The sequence below is a fragment of the Azospirillum baldaniorum genome, from assembly GCF_003119195.2.
In the GTDB taxonomy this organism is placed as follows: domain Bacteria; phylum Pseudomonadota; class Alphaproteobacteria; order Azospirillales; family Azospirillaceae; genus Azospirillum; species Azospirillum baldaniorum.
The window spans coordinates 120,736-137,338 of the sequence record NZ_CP022256.1; the positions used below are offsets into that span (position 1 = coordinate 120,736).

A 16,603-nucleotide genomic window follows, 5' to 3' on the forward strand; every position below is an offset into this window, starting at 1 on the left:
GGAAAGGGGTGGCGTTCATGTCGTTGCAGCGTCAGGCCAGCCGCTTCCTGGTGGTCGGATCGACCACCGTGGCGATCGACATGGCGGTCTACACCCTGCTGCTGTGGCTGGGGGCGGCGGTGATGCCGGCCAAGGCGACCGGCTTCGTCGCCGGCACGGTCTTCGCCTATTTCGCCAACCGCATGTGGACGTTCGGCGGCGCCAGGGGCGGGGTCCAGACGGTGCTCCGCTTCCTCGGGGTGTATCTGCTGGCTCTCGTCATCAACGTCGCGCTCAACAACGGCGTGATCCTGCTGGCGGGCACCGGCCCCTGGTCCATGGCGGCGGCCTTCCTGGTCGCCACCGGCGCGTCGGCCTGCTTCAACTTCGTCGGCATGCGCCACTTCGCATTTTCGGGGGAACGTCCGTGAGCACCTATTCCCTGGTCATTCCCTGCTACAACGAGGCGCGGAACCTCCCCCTGCTGCTGGCCCGTGCCGGCGAGGCCTTCACCCGCCCGGACATCGAACTGGTGCTGGTGGACAACGGCTCCACCGACGATTCCCCGGCGGTTCTGCAGGAGCTTCTGTCCCGCTACCCCTTCGCCCGCAGCGTGCGGGTGGAGGTCAACCAGGGCTACGGTTTCGGCATCCTGTCGGGCCTGCGCGCCGCGCGCGGTCGCGTGCTCGGCTGGACGCACGCCGACATGCAGACCGACCCCACCGATGCCCTGACCGGCTTCGCCCTGTTCGACGCGGCCCGCGATCCCGACCAGCTGTTCGTCAAGGGCCGGCGCCAGCACCGTCCCCTGGGCGACGCCGTCTTCACCGCCGGCATGGGGGTGTTCGAGACGGCGCTGCTGCGCCAGCCGCTGTGGGACATCAACGCCCAGCCGACCCTGTTCGGCCGCGGCTTCTTCGAGACCTGGGACAATCCGCCGCACGACTTCTCGCTCGATCTCTACGCCTTCTACACGGCGCGGGCCGCCGGGCTGGAGGTGAAGCGGTTCCCCGTGCTGTTCGGCAAGCGCGCCCACGGCACCTCGCACTGGAACATCAACTGGCGGGCGAAGGTGAAGTTCATCCGCCGCACCCTCGACTACAGCCTCCGCCTGCGCGCCGCCCTGAGCGAGCCCCGGAGCAAGCCCGAGAGCAAGCCCGAGAGCACGTCATGAAGATCATCCGCCACCGCCGCAACACGTTTGCCGAGCTTCAGGCCACCCCCACCGACCTGGGGATCGAGGTCGACATCCGCAGCCAAGGCACGGAGCTGGTGATCCACCACGATCCCTTCGTGCCCGGCGAGCCGTTCGAGGCTTGGATCGCCGCCTACCGCCACGGCACGCTCATCCTCAACGTCAAGGAGGAGGGGCTGGAGACGCGCCTGCTGGCGCTGATGGAGCGGCACGGCATCACCGACTTCTTCTTCCTGGACCAGTCCTTCCCCTTCCTGGTCAAGACCGCGAACCAGGGCGAGCGCCGCTGCGCGGTGCGGGTGTCGGAGTTCGAATCCGTCGACACCGCGCTGACGCTGGCCGGGCGCATCGAGTGGGTGTGGGTGGACTGCTTCACCCGCTTCCCGCTCGACGCCGCCCAGGCGGCCCGCCTGCAGGACGCCGGGCTGAAGCTGTGCCTGGTCTCGCCCGAGCTGCAAGGCCGCGGAACCGCGGGGATCGCCGACATGCGCCGGCTGCTGGAGCGTGAAGGCATCGTCGCCGAGGCTGTCTGCACGAAGGAACCCGAGGCATGGCGCTGATCCCGTCCGGTCTGGCCACATCCGGTCTGGCGCGCGATCCCTGGTTCCTGACGGGTCTGGCGGTGCGGGGCCTTCTGCTGGCCTTCCTCGCGCCGCACATCCAGGAAACGTGGTTCGTTCCCTTCCTCACCGGGGCCATCCAGTCGCCGGCTCTCGACCCATGGTCGGCCTTCCTGGCCGCCGGGGGCGATTCCCTGAGCTTCCCCTACGGCCCGGTCATGATGGCGGCCTTCCTGCCGCTGGTCCTGGCCGGCTGGCTGGTGGGGCTGCCGTTCGGCGCCGAGGTGGTTCTGGCCGGGCTGGGGCTCCGCCTGACGCTTCTGGCCTTCGACGCTGCCGGCTATCTGGTCCTCCGGCGGATGTTCCCGGAGCGAGGCGCGCTGCTGACCCTGGGCTACTGGCTGTCGCCCCTGGTGCTGTACATCACCTACTGGCACGGCCAGATCGACATCGTGCCGGTCGTGATCATGGTCGCCGCGTTCATGATGATCGGCGAGCACCGGTTCCGCGAGGCCGGGCTGTTGCTGGCCCTGGCCTGCGCCGCCAAGCTCAGCATGCTGCTGGCGCTGCCGTTCCTCGGCATCTACCTGTGGCAGAACAAGCGGCTGCGCAGCGGCTTCGTGCCTTTCGCCGGGGTCTTCGCCGGCATCCTGGCGGTGCTGGGGCTGCTTCCCCTGCTGTCCTCCGGCTACCGCGACATGGTGATGGAGACGCCGGAGGCCGCCAAGCTGTACTGGCTGTCGCTGCCGCAGACGGACGGCCTGGTCATCTATCTGGCGCCGCTGGCCTTCGCGCTGATGGTCTACGCGATGTGGCGGCTGCGGCGGACCAACTTCTCGCTGCTCCTGTCGATGACCGGGGTGTCGTTCCTGATCGTGGTGCTGATGACGCCGGCGTCGCCCGGCTGGTATCTGTGGGCTCTGCCCTTCCTGATCGTCTACCAGATCGGCGCGGACCGGGTGGGCTGGTGGCTGGTCGCCCTCTTCTCCGCCATGGTCGTGCCGCTGCTGGCGCTGACCGCCTCCGGCCCCCGCCTGCCGCTGCTGGGAGCCGATCTCAGCCTGCCGCACCTGCTGTCGTCCCACGCCCATTCGGTGTGGCTGACCGCGGTGGTCGCGGTCGGCTGCGTGCTGGCCATCCGCCTGTTCCGCAACGGCATCCAGCGCAACGACTATTTCCGCCTCAGCCGCGGTCCTCTGGCCATCGGCATCGCCGGCGATTCCGGCGCCGGGAAGGACACGCTGGCGGCGGCGCTCGAAGGGCTGTTCGGGCGCCATTCGGTCCAGCACATCCTGGGCGACGGCTATCACAAATGGGCGCGGGGCGCTCCGATGTGGCGGGCGGTCACGCACCTGAACCCGCGGGCCAACGATCTGCCCCGGCTGAGCGAGCATGTGCACGCCACCCTCGACGGGCGCGACGCGGTCGGCCAGATCTACGACCATCACACCGGCCGCTTCAGCCCGCCGGTCAGGCTGGCCAGCAACGACGTGCTGCTGATCTCCGGCCTGCACACGCTGCTGCCGCCGGCCTTGGTGGAGCGGCTGCACGTCCGCATCTTCCTGGAGACGGACGAGGAGCTTCGCTTCTTCTGGAAGATGCGGCGCGACGTCGCCAAGCGCGGGCACGATCCGGCCGCGGTGCGCGCGCAGATGGCCCGCCGCAAGCCCGACAGCGACGCCTACATCAAGCCCCAGATGGCCAACGCCGACCTCGTGTTCCAGGTGGCCGCGGTCAATCCCGAGCATCTGTCCCGTCCGAAGGGCGACCCTATTCCGTTGAAGCTCCGCGTGATCGTCCGCGACAGCCTGTACACGGAGCGCCTGACCAAGGCCCTGATCGCCATCTGCGGCGTGCATCTGGATCTGGACTTCCCGGACGAGGGCCAGACGGTGGACATGACCATCGAGGGCGACGTCTGGGCCGAGGACATCGGCCTGGCCGCGGCGAATCTCGTCCCCCATCTGGACGAGCTTCTGGACGTGCAGCCGCACTGGCATTCCAACATGCTGGGCGTGATGCAGCTGATCGTCCTCATGCAGATCGACGAAAACCTTCGCAGACGGGTCGCGAAATGACACTCTCCTTCACCCGCCCAGAGGCGTTCGCCACTCCTCCCGAAGCCATCGTCTTCGACACGGACAACAACCTCTACGCCTACGACCCGGCCCATGCGGAGGCGACGGAGGCTGCCGAGCGCAAGGCCTGCAAGTTGTTCGGCCTGTCGCGCAAGGAGTTCCACGACGCCTTCACCGTCGCCCGCCGGGAAGTAAAGGACCGGCTGGGCAAGACCGCCGGGTCCCACAGCCGCCTTCTCTATTTCCAGCGCACGATCGAGCTGCTGGGCATGAAGACGCAGCTCCTGGCGACGCTCGACATCGAACAGACCTACTGGCGGACCTTCCTGCACGCCAGCACCCTGTTCCCGGACGTCAAGGAGTTCCTGCTCGATCTCCGCTCGCTCGGCATCAAGACGGCGATCGTGACCGATCTCACCGCCCAGATCCAGTTCCGCAAGATCATCTATTTCGGCCTCGACGACTATTTCGACTACGTCGTCACCTCGGAGGAGGCCGGCCACGACAAGCCGCACGCGGCTCCCTTCCAGCTCGCCGTGGACAAGCTGGGCGTGCCGCCGCAGCGGTGCTGGATGATCGGGGACAATCCCGTGGCCGACGTCCAGGGCGGCCGCGCCTTCGGCATGATCACCCTGCAGAAGCGCCACGCGGGCGTGAAGATCGCCGAGGGGGATCAGGCGGCGGACGCGGTGTTCGACGAGTTCGGCGAGCTGCGCCGCCTGTTCGTGCAGCGCGGCTGGATGAAGCCGGTGCCGGACGGTACCCCGCATGGGCTTCCGGAAACCCCCATCATGCAGACGGGCGGGCGCAGCCAGCTCGCCGATGCGGAACGGTTGCCGCACTCCTGAAGCGGGCGGGCGAACGGCGGGGCTCCCGGCTGTTCGCCCGGCGGGGGCTTTCGTCGATGACGGGCGCTACAGCGCCATGGTGGTGAGGCTGGGAAGGCCCGTCTTCTCGTTGTAGGCCTCCAGAACCTCGTCGACCGGGCCGAAGCGCACGATGGTCCCATGGTCGAGCCACAGGATTTTGTTGCACAGCCGCCGCAGCACGTTCTCCATGTGCGAGGCGACGACCATGATGCTGGCCCGGTTGACGAATCCTTCGGCCCGGCGCTGCGCCTTTTCCAGGAACTTCACGTCGCTGACGGCGATCCATTCGTCCATCAGCAGGATTTCCGGGTCCACCGCGGTCGCCGCGGCGAAGGCCAGACGCAGCGTCATGCCGGAGGAATAGGTGCGCACCGGCAGGTTCAGATAGTCGCCGAGTTCGGTGAAGGCGGCGATGTCGTCCATCTTGCGCTCGATCTCGGCGGGGGAGATGCCGAAATAGGCGGCGCGCATGCGGATGTTGTCGTAGCCCGACGCATCCATGTCCATGCCGAGCCCCAGATCGAACAGCGGGGTCACCCGCCCTTCGACCCGGATGCGCCCGCCGGTCGGTTCGTAGACGCCGGCGAGCACCCGCAGGAAGGTCGTCTTGCCGGCGCCGTTGCCGCCGATCAGCCCCAGCCGGTCGCCGTGCTCCAGCGTCAGGGACAGGTCGTTCAAGGCGTTCACGGTGATCCGGTCGTGCGCATCGTAGCGCAGGGCTCCGCTCGTGGAGGAGCGCAGCAAGGTCTTTTTCAAGGACCGCGCGCCGCCCTGGTAGAGCACGAAGTTGACCGAGACGTTGTCGAGGCGAATGTTAGCCATGGGACTCACAGCCAGTAGGCGATGCGCTTGCGGAAGCGCGCGTAGCACAGGAAGGTGAAGGTCCAGCCGGCGAGCGCCAGCAGGATCACTACGACCCAGCTCGTCCAACTCGGTGCCGAGCCGAGCAGCGGCGCGCGGATGAGTTCGATGATGTGATAAAGCGGGTTCAGGACGACAAGGCCGCGGCGCTCGCCCATCAGCTCCGGCTTCCACATCACCGGCGTAACGAAGAACAGAAGCTGGATGACGCTGGCGATGATCAGGGGCACGTCACGGAACCGGGTGCAGATCATGCCGAACAGCAGCATGATCCACAGCGCGTTCACCGCCAGAAGACCGATCCCGAAGAAGGCCAGAAGCCCCACCGCGCCCGGCCAGATACCGAAGATGGCCGCGACCACGGCGAAGATGACGATGTTGTGCGCGTAGATGATCAGGTTGCGCCACAGGATGCGCAGCACATGCACCGACATCGGAATGCGGACGTTCTTGATGAGCGCCTCCAGCTCGACGAAGCTCATGCAGCCTTCGTTGAGGATGGCCGCGATCAGCGTCCAGGTGGCCAGGCTGATGGACAGGAACGGCAGGTAGTTCTGCAGGTCCAGTTGGAACAGCGTGCCGTAGACCAGCCCCAGGCTTCCCACCAGAACGGCCATGCTGAGCGTCAGCCAGAAGGGGCCGAGGACCGAACGGCGATAACGCTTGCGGATGTCGTGCCAGCCCAGCGTGCTCCACAGCGTCCAGCGCTTCAATCCCTCGGCGAGATCGTCGCGCGCGCGCGCGACCTCGCTGCGGTCGCCGGAATCAAAGACAACACTCATTCCACAGGCCTATTGGCGTTTATCGGCGGCGTTTGCCGGAGGCGCTCCTCGGGGCGAACGCCGGGAGGACATACGGCGGGCGGGGCCATGACGATCGCCATATCCCCACCCGCCGTCCAGCGCGACATTGCCAGCCGTACTCCCGGTCTTCAATCGAAACCTTCACGCCGCCATCCCCGCCCCCCAAGAGGCTGGGGTGATTCATCGTGACATCCCGTGGCCTGTACAACAGCGCATGATTATCAATGTTGACTTCAAGGTATTGACCAAGCGTTCAGCGGCTCTGTGTGAATTTCGCGTCTCCTGAAGTCCCTTGCTTTACAAGGTCTATGAACGAGGGTATGAGGGTAGCCGCGTTTCACAGGCAAGGCTGCGGGGACCGCAGCGGATGGTTTGACGCGCGTTCCTTCGTGACGCACGACCTTGGTCCGCGGCGCCTGAATGGCATGAAGGAACGCAGCCGGCGGGAAACACGGCCTTCAGCCCCCGGCCAACGATGCAAGGCGACAAAAACGTAGGTAGTTTGCAATGAAGCGCGCATTCGTTACGGGTGTTACCGGCCAGGACGGGGCTTATCTGTCCCAGCTCCTGCTGCAGAAGGGTTATGAGGTTTACGGCCTCCTGCGCCGCAGCGCCTCGGCCGACGTGATCGATGCCCGCCTGAAGTGGCTCGGCATCGAGAAGGACGTCCGCCTGATGGATGGCAACCTCACCGACCTGTCGAGCCTGATCCGGCTGGTGGATGAGATCAAGCCGGACGAGGTCTACAACCTCGGTGCGCAGTCCTTCGTGAAGTCCTCCTGGCAGCAGCCGCTGCTGACCGGCACGATCACCGGCATGGGCGCCGCCAACGTGCTGGAAGCCGTGCGCATCGTCCATCCGAAGGCGCGTTTCTACCAGGCGTCCTCGTCCGAGATGTACGGCCTGATCCAGGAGCCCGTGCAGAGCGAGACGACCCCCTTCTACCCGCGCTCCCCTTATGCGGTCGCCAAGCTGTACGCTCACTGGATGACGGTGAACTACCGCGAGAGCTTCGGCATGCACGCCAGCAGCGGCATCCTGTTCAACCATGAATCGCCGCTGCGCGGCATCGAGTTCGTCACCCGCAAGGTGACGGACAGCGTCGCCCGCATCAAGCTCGGCCTCCAGAAGGAGCTGCCGCTCGGCAACATCGACGCCAAGCGCGACTGGGGCCACGCCCGCGATTACGTCCGCGCCATGTGGCTGATGCTGCAGCAGGACGAGGCGGACGACTATGTCGTCGCGACCAACCGCACCACCACCGTCCGCGACATGTGCCGCATTGCCTTCGAGCATGTCGGCCTGAACGCCGACGACCACATCGTCATCAAGGAAGAGCTGTTCCGGCCGGCCGAGGTGGACGTTCTGCTGGGCGATCCGGCCAAGGCCAAGGCCAAGCTGGGTTGGGAAGCCACCACCTCCCTTGAAGAGATGATCAAGGAAATGGTGGAGGCCGACCTGGTCCGCGTCCGCGCCCAGATGAAGTAAGGCGTTGCCGGGGGATTTCCCCCGGCGGCCACATCCGCCATGGATCGCATCCCATCGCTCGGCCTTCTGCTGAGTGCCGAGTCCCTGTGCGGGCGGAGAACCGGTGTCGGCAATTACACGCTGCACCTCTGGCGCAACCTCTCGTCCTTGCCAGACATCGGTTCGATCCAGCTTTTCGCCGGTCTGCACCGCCTGACCCCGCCGGACTCCGGCGGGCCGGTCCGGAGGAACGCGCCGGTGTGTGGCGCGCCCAAGGCCGCCACGCCCGACGACGGTGCGGGCGCGCCGTTCTGGCGCGTCCTGGCGCGGCAATCGCGGCTGGCCGACGCTGCTTACAGGGCGGCGTACCGCGTCCGCTTCCGGCTGGCCTTCGAGAGGGCCGGCGTGCCGCGCGACCGCGCCTGCTATCATGAACCGAACATGATCCCCCGCCCCTTCGGCGGAGTGACCGTTTCCACCTTCCAGGATCTGGCTTGGCACCGCCATCCGGAGGTTCATCCGGTGGAGCGGCTGCGCTGGATCGAGCGCCATCTTCCACGCGCGCTGGAGCAGACGCGGCGGATCATTACCACCTCGGCCTTCACCCGGCATGAGATCGTTTCGGTGCTGGGTGTCGACCCGGCGCGCATCGACGTGGTCCCCCTGGGGGTCGATGGCCGCTTCCATCCGCGTGGTCCGGATGAGACCGCGCCGGTTCTCGCCCAACGGTCCCTGTCGCCGGGCGGCTACCTGCTGTCGGTCGGCACCGTGGAGCCGCGCAAGAATCTGGGCCGCCTGCTGCGCGCCTACGCCAACCTGCCGTCGGCCCTCGCCGAGCGGTTCCCGCTGGTCGTCGTCGGCGCGTCGGGATGGCTGAACAGTCCGGAACTCGCCAGCATGGAGGCGCTGGAGCGGGCCGGACGCCTTCGCTATCTCGGCTACGTGGACGAGGCGGAACTGCCGGTCCTTTACGCCGGCGCCCGCGCCTTCGCCTACCCGAGCCTGTACGAAGGCTTTGGATTGCCTCCCCTCGAGGCCATGGCCAGCGGCACGCCGGTGCTGTGCTCCGCCGGCACCGCCATGGCGGAAGTGGTCGAGGGCTGCGGTCTCCAGGTCGACCCTCTGGACGAGGGCGCCATCGCCGAAGCCCTGCGGGTGCTTCTGGAGGATGACGGCACGGCGGAACGCCTGAGCGCGCTCGGGATGGCCCGTGCGGCCGGCTTCACCTGGGAGCGCTGCGCCCGCGACACCCTGACCACCTACCGGAAGGCCCTCGGCTTGACGGACGGGAACGCCTGAGCGGCTTGGCTCCGGCGGGACGCTCTTCGGTCACGGCCGCATCAGGAAAAGCAGCTTTTCCACCACGTCGAGGCGTTGCAGGGCATCGTCGGCGTCGGCCACGGCGACCGTCTTGGCGAGCAGGCCCAGACGGCGGGTTTCCGGCGACGGCGGCGCGCCAAGACGGTCCAGGGCGATCGCGATGCGCACCGCCGGGGGGCCCCCCATGGCCACCGGTGCACAGTCCAGGCTGAGCATCGTCTCGTCGTCCTCCAGAACGGTGGTGGCGGACGCCCCGCAGGCGCTCGTCACCGTCACCGCGGCGTCGCGCGCCCATGCTGGCCGGAAGACATGCAGGTGAACGCGCAGCCGGGCCGGTGCCGGGCGTCCGGCGGTGTCCAGCCCGAAGGACAGAAGGGCGTTCGGCCCGTCCATCCAGGCGCCCGCCCCGTCGGACGGGTGCCAGCCTTGCGCGCAGATCAGCCGGAGGAAGGGCGGGCGCCGCACCATGTCGTCGAAGCCGTTCAGGCGGTCGAGGCGGCGCAGGCGCACCACCGCCCCCGGCTTCAGGCTCACCGGCGGCGGGCGTTCGCCGCCATCCCGGCAACCGGCCAGATAGGCCTGGATTTCCGAGAAGACACCATTGACCACCTCGCTCCATCGGCGCGGCACGAAGCGGGTCCGGATCGCCTCCTCCATCCGGGCGCGCCGGGCGTCGTCGAACAGGAAGGCTTCGATGGTCCGCAACCCATCGGCTTGGTCCCGGGGGTCGAGGTAGGCCGCGAACTCCCCTCCGGCCTCGGGCATGGCGGAGCTGCGCGAGGTGATGCACAGTTTGCCATGCATCAGGCTTTCGCCCACCGGCAGCCCCCATCCCTCGTAAAGGCTGGGAAAGACGGTGAACAGGCAGCCGCGATAGAGAGCCTCCAGATCGGCGTCGTCGGCGTCGTCGATCAGCAGGACATGCCGGTCGAGGCTGCGCGTCGTTTCCAAGGCGTCGTAGAAGCCCTCGACGCGCCACCCCCGCCGTCCGGCCAGGACCAGCTTCGGCACCGCCTCCGGCCCATGCCTCCGCAGCAGCTCCTGCCAGATCGCCAGAAGATAGCCGTGGTTCTTGCGGATCTCGATGGTGCCGACGCACAGCACGAAGGGGCCGCCGATCAGCCGCAGAAGAGGCGACGGCCCCGCGGCGGCGCCCGGCGCGGCGGCCGATCCATTGGCCAGTTCGTGCGCCAGCGGGACCGGGCGGATCGTCTTCGGCGGCTGCCCGATCCGCCGGTAGAAGCGCTCGACGTCGGCCGCCGTGTGGTGTGAAATGGTCAGGATCAGGTCGGCAACCTGCGAGACGGTGGAGAAGGCCGACAGGAAACCGCCCACCATGCCGGGATCGCAGTATTCCGGGTGGTAGAGGGGGATCAGGTCGTAGACGCAGACGCCGATGTGCACCCCCCGCCCGCGCAGGACGGCCAGCAGGGCGGGCGTGTGCGGAAAGACCCAGAAGGCGCCGAGCACGAACAGCATCTGGCCGGGCGCGATCGCCGCCTTTGCCCGGCGGGCCGGGTCGGCGATCATCCCGACATAGGCGCTCCAGTCGGCCAGTGGCACCGGCGCGTTGCCCGTCAGCCGGTCGACCAGGCGCCCCACGACCGCGGTCGGAACCTCGACATATTCGCCGCCCTCCGGCGGCGTCATGCAGAAGCGCACGCGGGATGACGTCGCCCCCGCCACGATCCTGACGATCTCGCATTGGACTCGCTGTATCCCGGACAGCGTCTTGTGAGTGCGCAGGTAGAAGAGGAATTCCGAGAGATCGAGCCAGACCGCCGCCGTCCCGACGGCCGGGTCCGCCGCCGCGGCGGTGGACAGATCGTCGATGGCGCAACGCAGAGGAGCGCTCATCGGCAGGTCCCCGGCGCCCGCGATCGCGACCCGCAGGCCGTCCAACCGGCCATCTGGCAGCCGGCCGTCGGGCAGCCGGATCTCGAATCCGTGCCGCCCCTGCCCCTTGCCGGCGGCTTCCAGATCATCGCGATAGCGGTCGGCCAGGACCGAGGCGACCCGTTCCCCGTGGAGGTGGAGATGGACCGTGACCGGCTCCAGCGATCCGGCGCGCCGCGCCCAGCCGATCAGAGCGCCGTCCCGGATGCGGTCGGCGAATCCTTCGAAGAGCGCGGGACCTTCGGCGTCGCTTGGGGAAGGCAGGTCGTTCATGGTCGGGAGGCCTTGGATGGGGGGCCTTTGGAAGGAGGGGCCGGGCATGACCGCGCCGATCCACGAAACACGGCGGAGGCTACCGCCCCTTCGACGACCCCGTCAACCGGCACGACCCCGGCCGCCTGGACAGGATCGCCTGGACAGGATCGCCCGGACGGGATCGCCCAGGCACGATCGTCCTAGAAACCGGAACGCCACTCGGCGATGATGCCGGTCGGCATCCCGCGGGCTGCGGACGCCCGGCAAAAGTCGGACGCTCATGAGGTTTGGCTTGCCCAATCCCGAACATCGTGGCAGGGGCACGGTCACGGGATGCTGGGCGGCCCAGCCTCGCCGTCACGATCGGACGGCCCCGCGGCCGGGATCGTCGAGGGTGTAAGGAAACGGAGGACAACAAGCGATGACGACGGACACCCTTTTTCCCCTGGACGGCAAGCGCGTCTGGATTGCCGGGCATCGCGGGACCGTCGGTTCCGCCATCGTTCGTCGGCTTGAGCGTGAGCGGTGCGAGATCGTGACGGCCGGCCGGGAGACGCTCGATCTTGGCCGCCAGGCCGATGTGGAGGACTGGATGGCCGAGGTGCGGCCGGACGTGGTCTTCCTGGCGGCCGCCCTGGTCGGGGGCATCCATGCCAACAACAGCCTGCCCGCCGACTTCATCTACCAGAACCTGGTGATCGAGACGAACGTCATCCACACCGCCTGGAAGGTCGGGGTGAAGAAGCTCGTGTCCCTCGGCTCGTCCTGCATCTACCCGCGCATGGCCCCGCAGCCGATCCAGGAGGACGCCCTTCTCACCGGCCCGCTGGAACCGACCAACGAATGGTACGCGGTCGCCAAGATCGCCGGCATCAAGCTGTGCCAGGCCTACCGGCGGCAGCACGGTTGCGACTTCATCTCGGTGATGCCGACCAACCTCTACGGCTACGGCGACAACTTCGACATCGAACACGGTCACGTCGCCGCCGCCCTGATGGTCAAGATCCACCGGGCCAAGACGGAAGGCGCCCCCAGCGTGGAGCTGTGGGGGACCGGCGAACCTCTGCGCGAATTCCTCTTCGTCGAGGATGTGGCCGACGGGCTGGTCTTCCTCGCCAAGCATTATTCGGAGGAGGCGCATATCAACCTCGGCTCCGGCCAGGAGATCTCGATCCGCGGCCTCGCCGAATTGCTGGCCGACATCATCGGCTATGAAGGCGAATTCCGCTTCGATCCGTCCAAGCCGAACGGCACGCCGCGCAAGATCATGGATTCAAGCCGGATCGCCGGCATGGGCTGGGTCGCGCCGACGACGCTGCGCGAAGGGTTCGAGCGGACATACCGCTGGTATGTGGAAAATCTGGCCGCCGGGACCTTGCGCGGCCTGTCGCCGCAACAACCGGCGCGCGTGAAACTGACGGTCGGATCGCATTGACGCGGCCCGCCGGGGCGTCGGGTCGCGGGACGGCCCGGCGGTCCGGTCCGCCTGTGGATCACCGCAGGTCCGGCGGTTTTGGATGCTCCGCCGAAGGTCGCGGAGAGTCTCTGCGGAGACGGCAAGCGCGGCGGCAGCCGATCCGTATGCGTTACGCCCGTATTTCACCCCCTAATAGTCACTTCCTCTTCGGATGCGCTCTGGGCCACATTGAACTCTCCCAAATTGAGCTCTCCAAGTGCGATGCTTGTATCCGATGAAGGGTATGCAGTACAGTCGCGCCGCCGGGTGAACCTCCGGAAGAGCGACCGGACACAGGGGCCAGATGCACACCAAGACCGCCACCGATCCACAGGGCTCCTCCTCCGAGGCAGCACGGACCACCAGCCTCCATGCGCTTGCCGTCGTTGCGCGACACCATGGGCTGCATCTTTCGATCGAACAGATCCGGCGTGACCACGGCATCGAGTCCGGAGAGCCGTCCACCGCGCTGCTGCTCAAGATCGCCGAGGAGAACGGCCTGACCGGCCGCCGCGCCAAGTTGAGCTGGAAGCATCTCGCGCGGCTGGACAAGGCCCTGCCGGTGATGCTGCGCCTGCGCGACGGCAGCGTGATGGTGCTGGTGTCCTTCCGCAAGGATGGAGCGGTCCCGGCAGCGATGCTCCAGGACCCGCTGAGCAACGACCATGCCTGCGTCGCCGTGGACGAACTGCGCCTCGCCTCTGTCTGGGACGGCGAGACGATCTTCCTGAAGCGGCGCTACAAGGCCAGCGACGAGGAGCGGCCGTTCGGCTTCGCCTGGCTGCTGGGGCAGATCGTGCGCGAGAAGCGGATATTCCGCGACGTCGCCGTCTCCGCCCTGGTCCTCAGCCTGTTCGCTCTGGTTCCGCCGTTGCTCTTCATGGTCATCCTGGACCGCGTGCTCGTCCAGCAGCGCCTGTCGACCCTCTATGTCCTGGTGGGGGCGATCGCCTTCGTGCTGGTGTTCGATACCATGTTCGGTTACCTGCGCCGCTATCTGGTCGCGATCGGCACGGCCAAGGTGGATGCACGGATCAGCACCTACATCTTCGACCGCATGATCGGCCTGCCGATCGACTTCTTCGAGCGCACGCCGACCGGCGTCATTTCCTACAAGCTCAACGAAGTCTGGCGCATCCGCAACTTCCTGACCGGGCAGTTGTTCGGGACCATGCTCGACAGCATGACGCTTCTCGTGCTCATCCCGGCCATGTTCGTCATGAGCACGCCGCTCACCTTCCTGGTTCTGGGCGTGGCGGCCCTCATGTTCCTGGTGGTCGCCCTCTACATCGGCCCGCTGGCCCGCGCCTATCAGAAGGTCATCCAGGCCGAGCAGCGCAAGGGGTCCTTCCTCATCGAGGTGCTGCACGGCATCCGCACCGTCAAGTCGCTGGCGCTGGAAGGCCGTAAGCGGCACGACTGGGACATCCGCGTGGCCGAGGCGGTGCGCGCCAACACGGCGATGCAGCTTCTGTCCAACCAGCCGCAGACCATCCTGCAGCCTCTGGAAAAGGGCATCTACGCCAGCACCATGGCCGTCGGAGCCTATCTCGCCATCGGCGAAGGGGCGTCCGTCTACGGCGGCACGCTGGTCGCCTTCAGCATGATCGCCAGCCGCGCGACGCAGCCCTTCGTGCAGATCGCCAGCCTGATGCAGCAGTTCCAGGAAGCCCGCGGCGCCGTCATGCAGGTCGCCTCGGTGGTCAACCAGGCGCCGGAATACGGGCTCGGCCGCAACGGCGTCCGCCCGGTGATCCATGGCGACATCTCCTTCTCGGAGGTTCGCTTCCGCTATCCCGGCGCGCAGAACCCGGCGCTCGACGACATTTCCTTCTCCATCAAGGCTGGCAACGTCATCGGCATCATGGGCCGGTCCGGTTCGGGCAAGACCACGGTGACGCGCGTCCTGCAGGGCCTGCACCAGAACTACGACGGCCTGATCAAGATCGACGGCGTCGACCTGCGCGAGATCGACCTGAACCACCTGCGCTCCAACCTGGGCGTGGTGCTGCAGGACAACTTCCTGTTCAACGGCTCGATCCGCGAGAACATCATGGCCGCCAACCGCAGCGCCTCCCTGGAGGAGGTGATGCGGGCGGCCCGGCTGGCCGGCGCGGAGGAGTTCATCGAGCGCCTGCCCCGCGGCTATGAGACGGTGATCGAGGAAGGCTCGAGCAATCTCTCGGGTGGCCAGCGTCAGCGCATCGCCATCGCCCGCGCCCTGCTCGTCGATCCGTCCGTCCTCATCCTGGACGAGGCGACCAGCGCCCTCGATCCGGACAGCGAGGCGATCATCAACAACAACCTGACGCGCATCGCGCAGGGCCGCACGATGATCGTCATCTCGCACCGTCTCGCCTCCCTGGTGAACTGCGACCAGATCATCGTGATGGAGCGCGGCAAGCTCTACGACATGGGCAAGCACGACGAGTTGCTCCAGCGCTGCGACGTCTACCGTCACCTCTGGTTCCAGCAGAACCGCCACCTTTCCCCGGGAAACACCCATGACCGCGCTCCTCTTACGCCGGCCGCAAACACTTGATCGGGCGGCCGAGCAGGCCATCAACGATTTCCAGGGTGAAACCGCGGAGATCACCGGTCAGCCCGAGCCCTCGACCGCGAGGTCGGTGGTCTGGACGCTCGCCGTCATGGTGGTCCTGTTCATCATTCTGGCTTCGGTGACCACGCTCGACCGCGTGGTCACCGCCTCCGGACGGATCATCTCCCAGGAGCCGACGATCGTCGTGCAGCCGCTGGAGATCTCGCTCATCCGGTCCCTCAACGTCCGCGCCGGCCAGACCGTGCGGCAAGGCGACGTTCTGGCGACGCTCGACGCGACCTTCTCGGCGGCCGACGTCGCCCAGTTGGAGCGGCAGGTCGCCAAGCTGTCGGCTGAGATCGAGCGGATGAACGCCGAGGCGGCCAACACGCCCTACACGGTCGCCGGCAAGGACCCGGACAAGCTCCTGCAGGAATCCATCTGGCGCTACCGCCAGGCGGAGTACGCCGCCAAGCTGGCGAACTTCGACCAGCGCATGGCCACCCTGCAGGCGACGATCAAGAACAACCAGACGGACGCCGAGCATTACCGCTCCCGCCTGAAGATCGTCGGCGAGATCGAGACGATGCGGCGGACCCTGGAGAAGAACCAGACCGGCAGCCGCCTGAACTCGCTGATCGCCAGCGACACCCGCGTCGAGACGGAGCGGAACCTCAGCAACAGCGAGAGCACCATCCGCACCGCGTCCCACGAGCTGGAAGCGCTGCGCGCCGAGCGCGAGGTCTACATCCAACAGTGGCGCAGCACGCTGCTGACCGACCTCTCGACCCGGCAGGTCGACCTGGAGCGCGCCCGCGAGGAGCTTTCCAAGGCCCAGAAGCGCCGCGATCTGGTGGAACTGCGCGCGGTGGAGGACGCGGTCGTCCTGGAGGTTGGGAAGTACTCCGTCGGTTCGGTGGTCGAGCAGGCTCAGCCGATCTACACTCTGGTGCCGTTGCGCTCGAAGCTGGAGGTCGAGGTGGAGATCGCCGGCATGGACCAGGGCTTCGTGAAGCCCGGCGACGAGGTGCAGGTGAAGTTCGAAGCCTACCGCTACGTCAAGCACGGCATGGCCAAGGGCGTGGTGCGGACGATCAGCGAGGACTCCTTCACCAAGCGTGAGGACCAGTCCCAGGTGGCGCGCCCCTTCTACCGCGCGCGCATCGAGCTGACCGATGTGAAGCTGCGTGACGTGCCCGCCGATTTCCGGCTGGTGCCCGGCATGCCGCTGACGGCCGACATCGTGGTCGGTGAACGGACCATCATATCCTACCTTGTCGAAGGGGCCTTGAAGAACAGCTTGGAAGGCATGCGTGAACCGTAAG

At 67.2% G+C, this 16,603-nt stretch carries 13 protein-coding genes; 10 read left to right on the top strand and 3 right to left on the bottom strand.

Annotated features, from left to right (window positions below; all coding sequences use genetic code 11):
• The first annotated feature begins 17 nt into the window (after nucleotides 1-17).
• The 5 genes from Sp245p_RS26555 to Sp245p_RS26575 are packed head-to-tail and all read left to right on the top strand — an operon-like array spanning nucleotide 18 to nucleotide 4,660.
• Nucleotides 18-410 carry a GtrA family protein gene (locus Sp245p_RS26555; protein WP_014200282.1) on the top strand — a complete coding sequence of 131 codons (393 nt, stop codon included), beginning with the start codon at nucleotides 18-20 and terminating at the stop codon, nucleotides 408-410.
• A complete protein-coding gene (locus Sp245p_RS26560; protein ID WP_014200281.1) occupies nucleotides 407-1,153 on the top strand; it encodes a glycosyltransferase family 2 protein in 747 nt (248 codons plus the stop codon). The genes Sp245p_RS26555 and Sp245p_RS26560 overlap by 4 nt, the downstream gene beginning before the upstream one ends.
• Nucleotides 1,150-1,734, top strand: coding sequence for a phosphatidylinositol-specific phospholipase C/glycerophosphodiester phosphodiesterase family protein (locus Sp245p_RS26565; protein ID WP_014200280.1), 585 nt, complete (start codon nucleotides 1,150-1,152; stop codon nucleotides 1,732-1,734). The genes Sp245p_RS26560 and Sp245p_RS26565 overlap by 4 nt, the downstream gene beginning before the upstream one ends.
• On the top strand, nucleotides 1,725-3,812 hold the full coding sequence (locus Sp245p_RS26570) for a putative Phosphoribulokinase/uridine kinase (RefSeq protein WP_014200279.1): 2,088 nt from the start codon (nucleotides 1,725-1,727) through the stop codon (nucleotides 3,810-3,812). Before Sp245p_RS26565 ends, Sp245p_RS26570 begins: the two co-directional genes overlap by 10 nt.
• Nucleotides 3,809-4,660 carry an HAD family hydrolase gene (locus tag Sp245p_RS26575; RefSeq protein WP_014200278.1) on the top strand — a complete coding sequence of 284 codons (852 nt, stop codon included), beginning with the start codon at nucleotides 3,809-3,811 and terminating at the stop codon, nucleotides 4,658-4,660. Before Sp245p_RS26570 ends, Sp245p_RS26575 begins: the two co-directional genes overlap by 4 nt.
• Before the next feature lie 66 nt (nucleotides 4,661-4,726).
• Here the strand turns inward: Sp245p_RS26575 and Sp245p_RS26580 are convergent, their stop codons facing one another.
• Nucleotides 4,727-5,503 carry an ABC transporter ATP-binding protein gene (locus Sp245p_RS26580; RefSeq protein WP_014200277.1) on the bottom strand — a complete coding sequence of 259 codons (777 nt, stop codon included), beginning with the start codon at nucleotides 5,501-5,503 and terminating at the stop codon, nucleotides 4,727-4,729.
• A 5-nt stretch (nucleotides 5,504-5,508) separates the two neighbouring features.
• Nucleotides 5,509-6,324, bottom strand: a complete 816-nt coding sequence (locus Sp245p_RS26585; protein WP_014200276.1) for an ABC transporter permease — start codon at nucleotides 6,322-6,324, stop codon at nucleotides 5,509-5,511.
• Between the two features lie 528 nt (nucleotides 6,325-6,852).
• On the opposite strand from Sp245p_RS26585, the gene gmd reads away from it, so the two are divergent.
• Entirely contained in the window at nucleotides 6,853-7,833 is a 981-nt protein-coding gene (gmd, locus tag Sp245p_RS26590) for a GDP-mannose 4,6-dehydratase (RefSeq protein WP_014200275.1), read from the top strand.
• 39 nt (nucleotides 7,834-7,872) lie between these two features.
• Nucleotides 7,873-9,111, top strand: coding sequence for a glycosyltransferase family 4 protein (locus Sp245p_RS26595; protein WP_014200274.1), 1,239 nt, complete (start codon nucleotides 7,873-7,875; stop codon nucleotides 9,109-9,111).
• Nucleotides 9,112-9,141: 30 nt separating this feature from the next.
• Here the strand turns inward: Sp245p_RS26595 and Sp245p_RS26600 are convergent, their stop codons facing one another.
• The gene (locus tag Sp245p_RS26600; RefSeq protein ID WP_014200273.1) at nucleotides 9,142-11,301 is read right to left on the bottom strand and encodes a glycosyltransferase family 4 protein; all 2,160 of its coding nucleotides are present in this window, start codon (nucleotides 11,299-11,301) and stop codon (nucleotides 9,142-9,144) included.
• 403 nt (nucleotides 11,302-11,704) lie between these two features.
• On the opposite strand from Sp245p_RS26600, the gene Sp245p_RS26605 reads away from it, so the two are divergent.
• The 3 genes from Sp245p_RS26605 (at nucleotide 11,705) to Sp245p_RS26615 (ending at nucleotide 16,602) form a co-directional block, all read left to right on the top strand.
• Nucleotides 11,705-12,718: a GDP-L-fucose synthase family protein gene (locus tag Sp245p_RS26605; protein ID WP_014200272.1), complete on the top strand. Its 1,014-nt coding sequence runs from the start codon at nucleotides 11,705-11,707 to the stop codon at nucleotides 12,716-12,718.
• A 325-nt stretch (nucleotides 12,719-13,043) separates the two neighbouring features.
• Nucleotides 13,044-15,281, top strand: a complete 2,238-nt coding sequence (locus tag Sp245p_RS26610; RefSeq protein ID WP_014200271.1) for a peptidase domain-containing ABC transporter — start codon at nucleotides 13,044-13,046, stop codon at nucleotides 15,279-15,281.
• Complete coding sequence (locus tag Sp245p_RS26615) at nucleotides 15,244-16,602, top strand: HlyD family type I secretion periplasmic adaptor subunit (protein WP_014200270.1); 1,359 nt, start codon at nucleotides 15,244-15,246, stop codon at nucleotides 16,600-16,602. The genes Sp245p_RS26610 and Sp245p_RS26615 overlap by 38 nt, the downstream gene beginning before the upstream one ends.
• Nucleotide 16,603 lies beyond the last annotated feature (1 nt).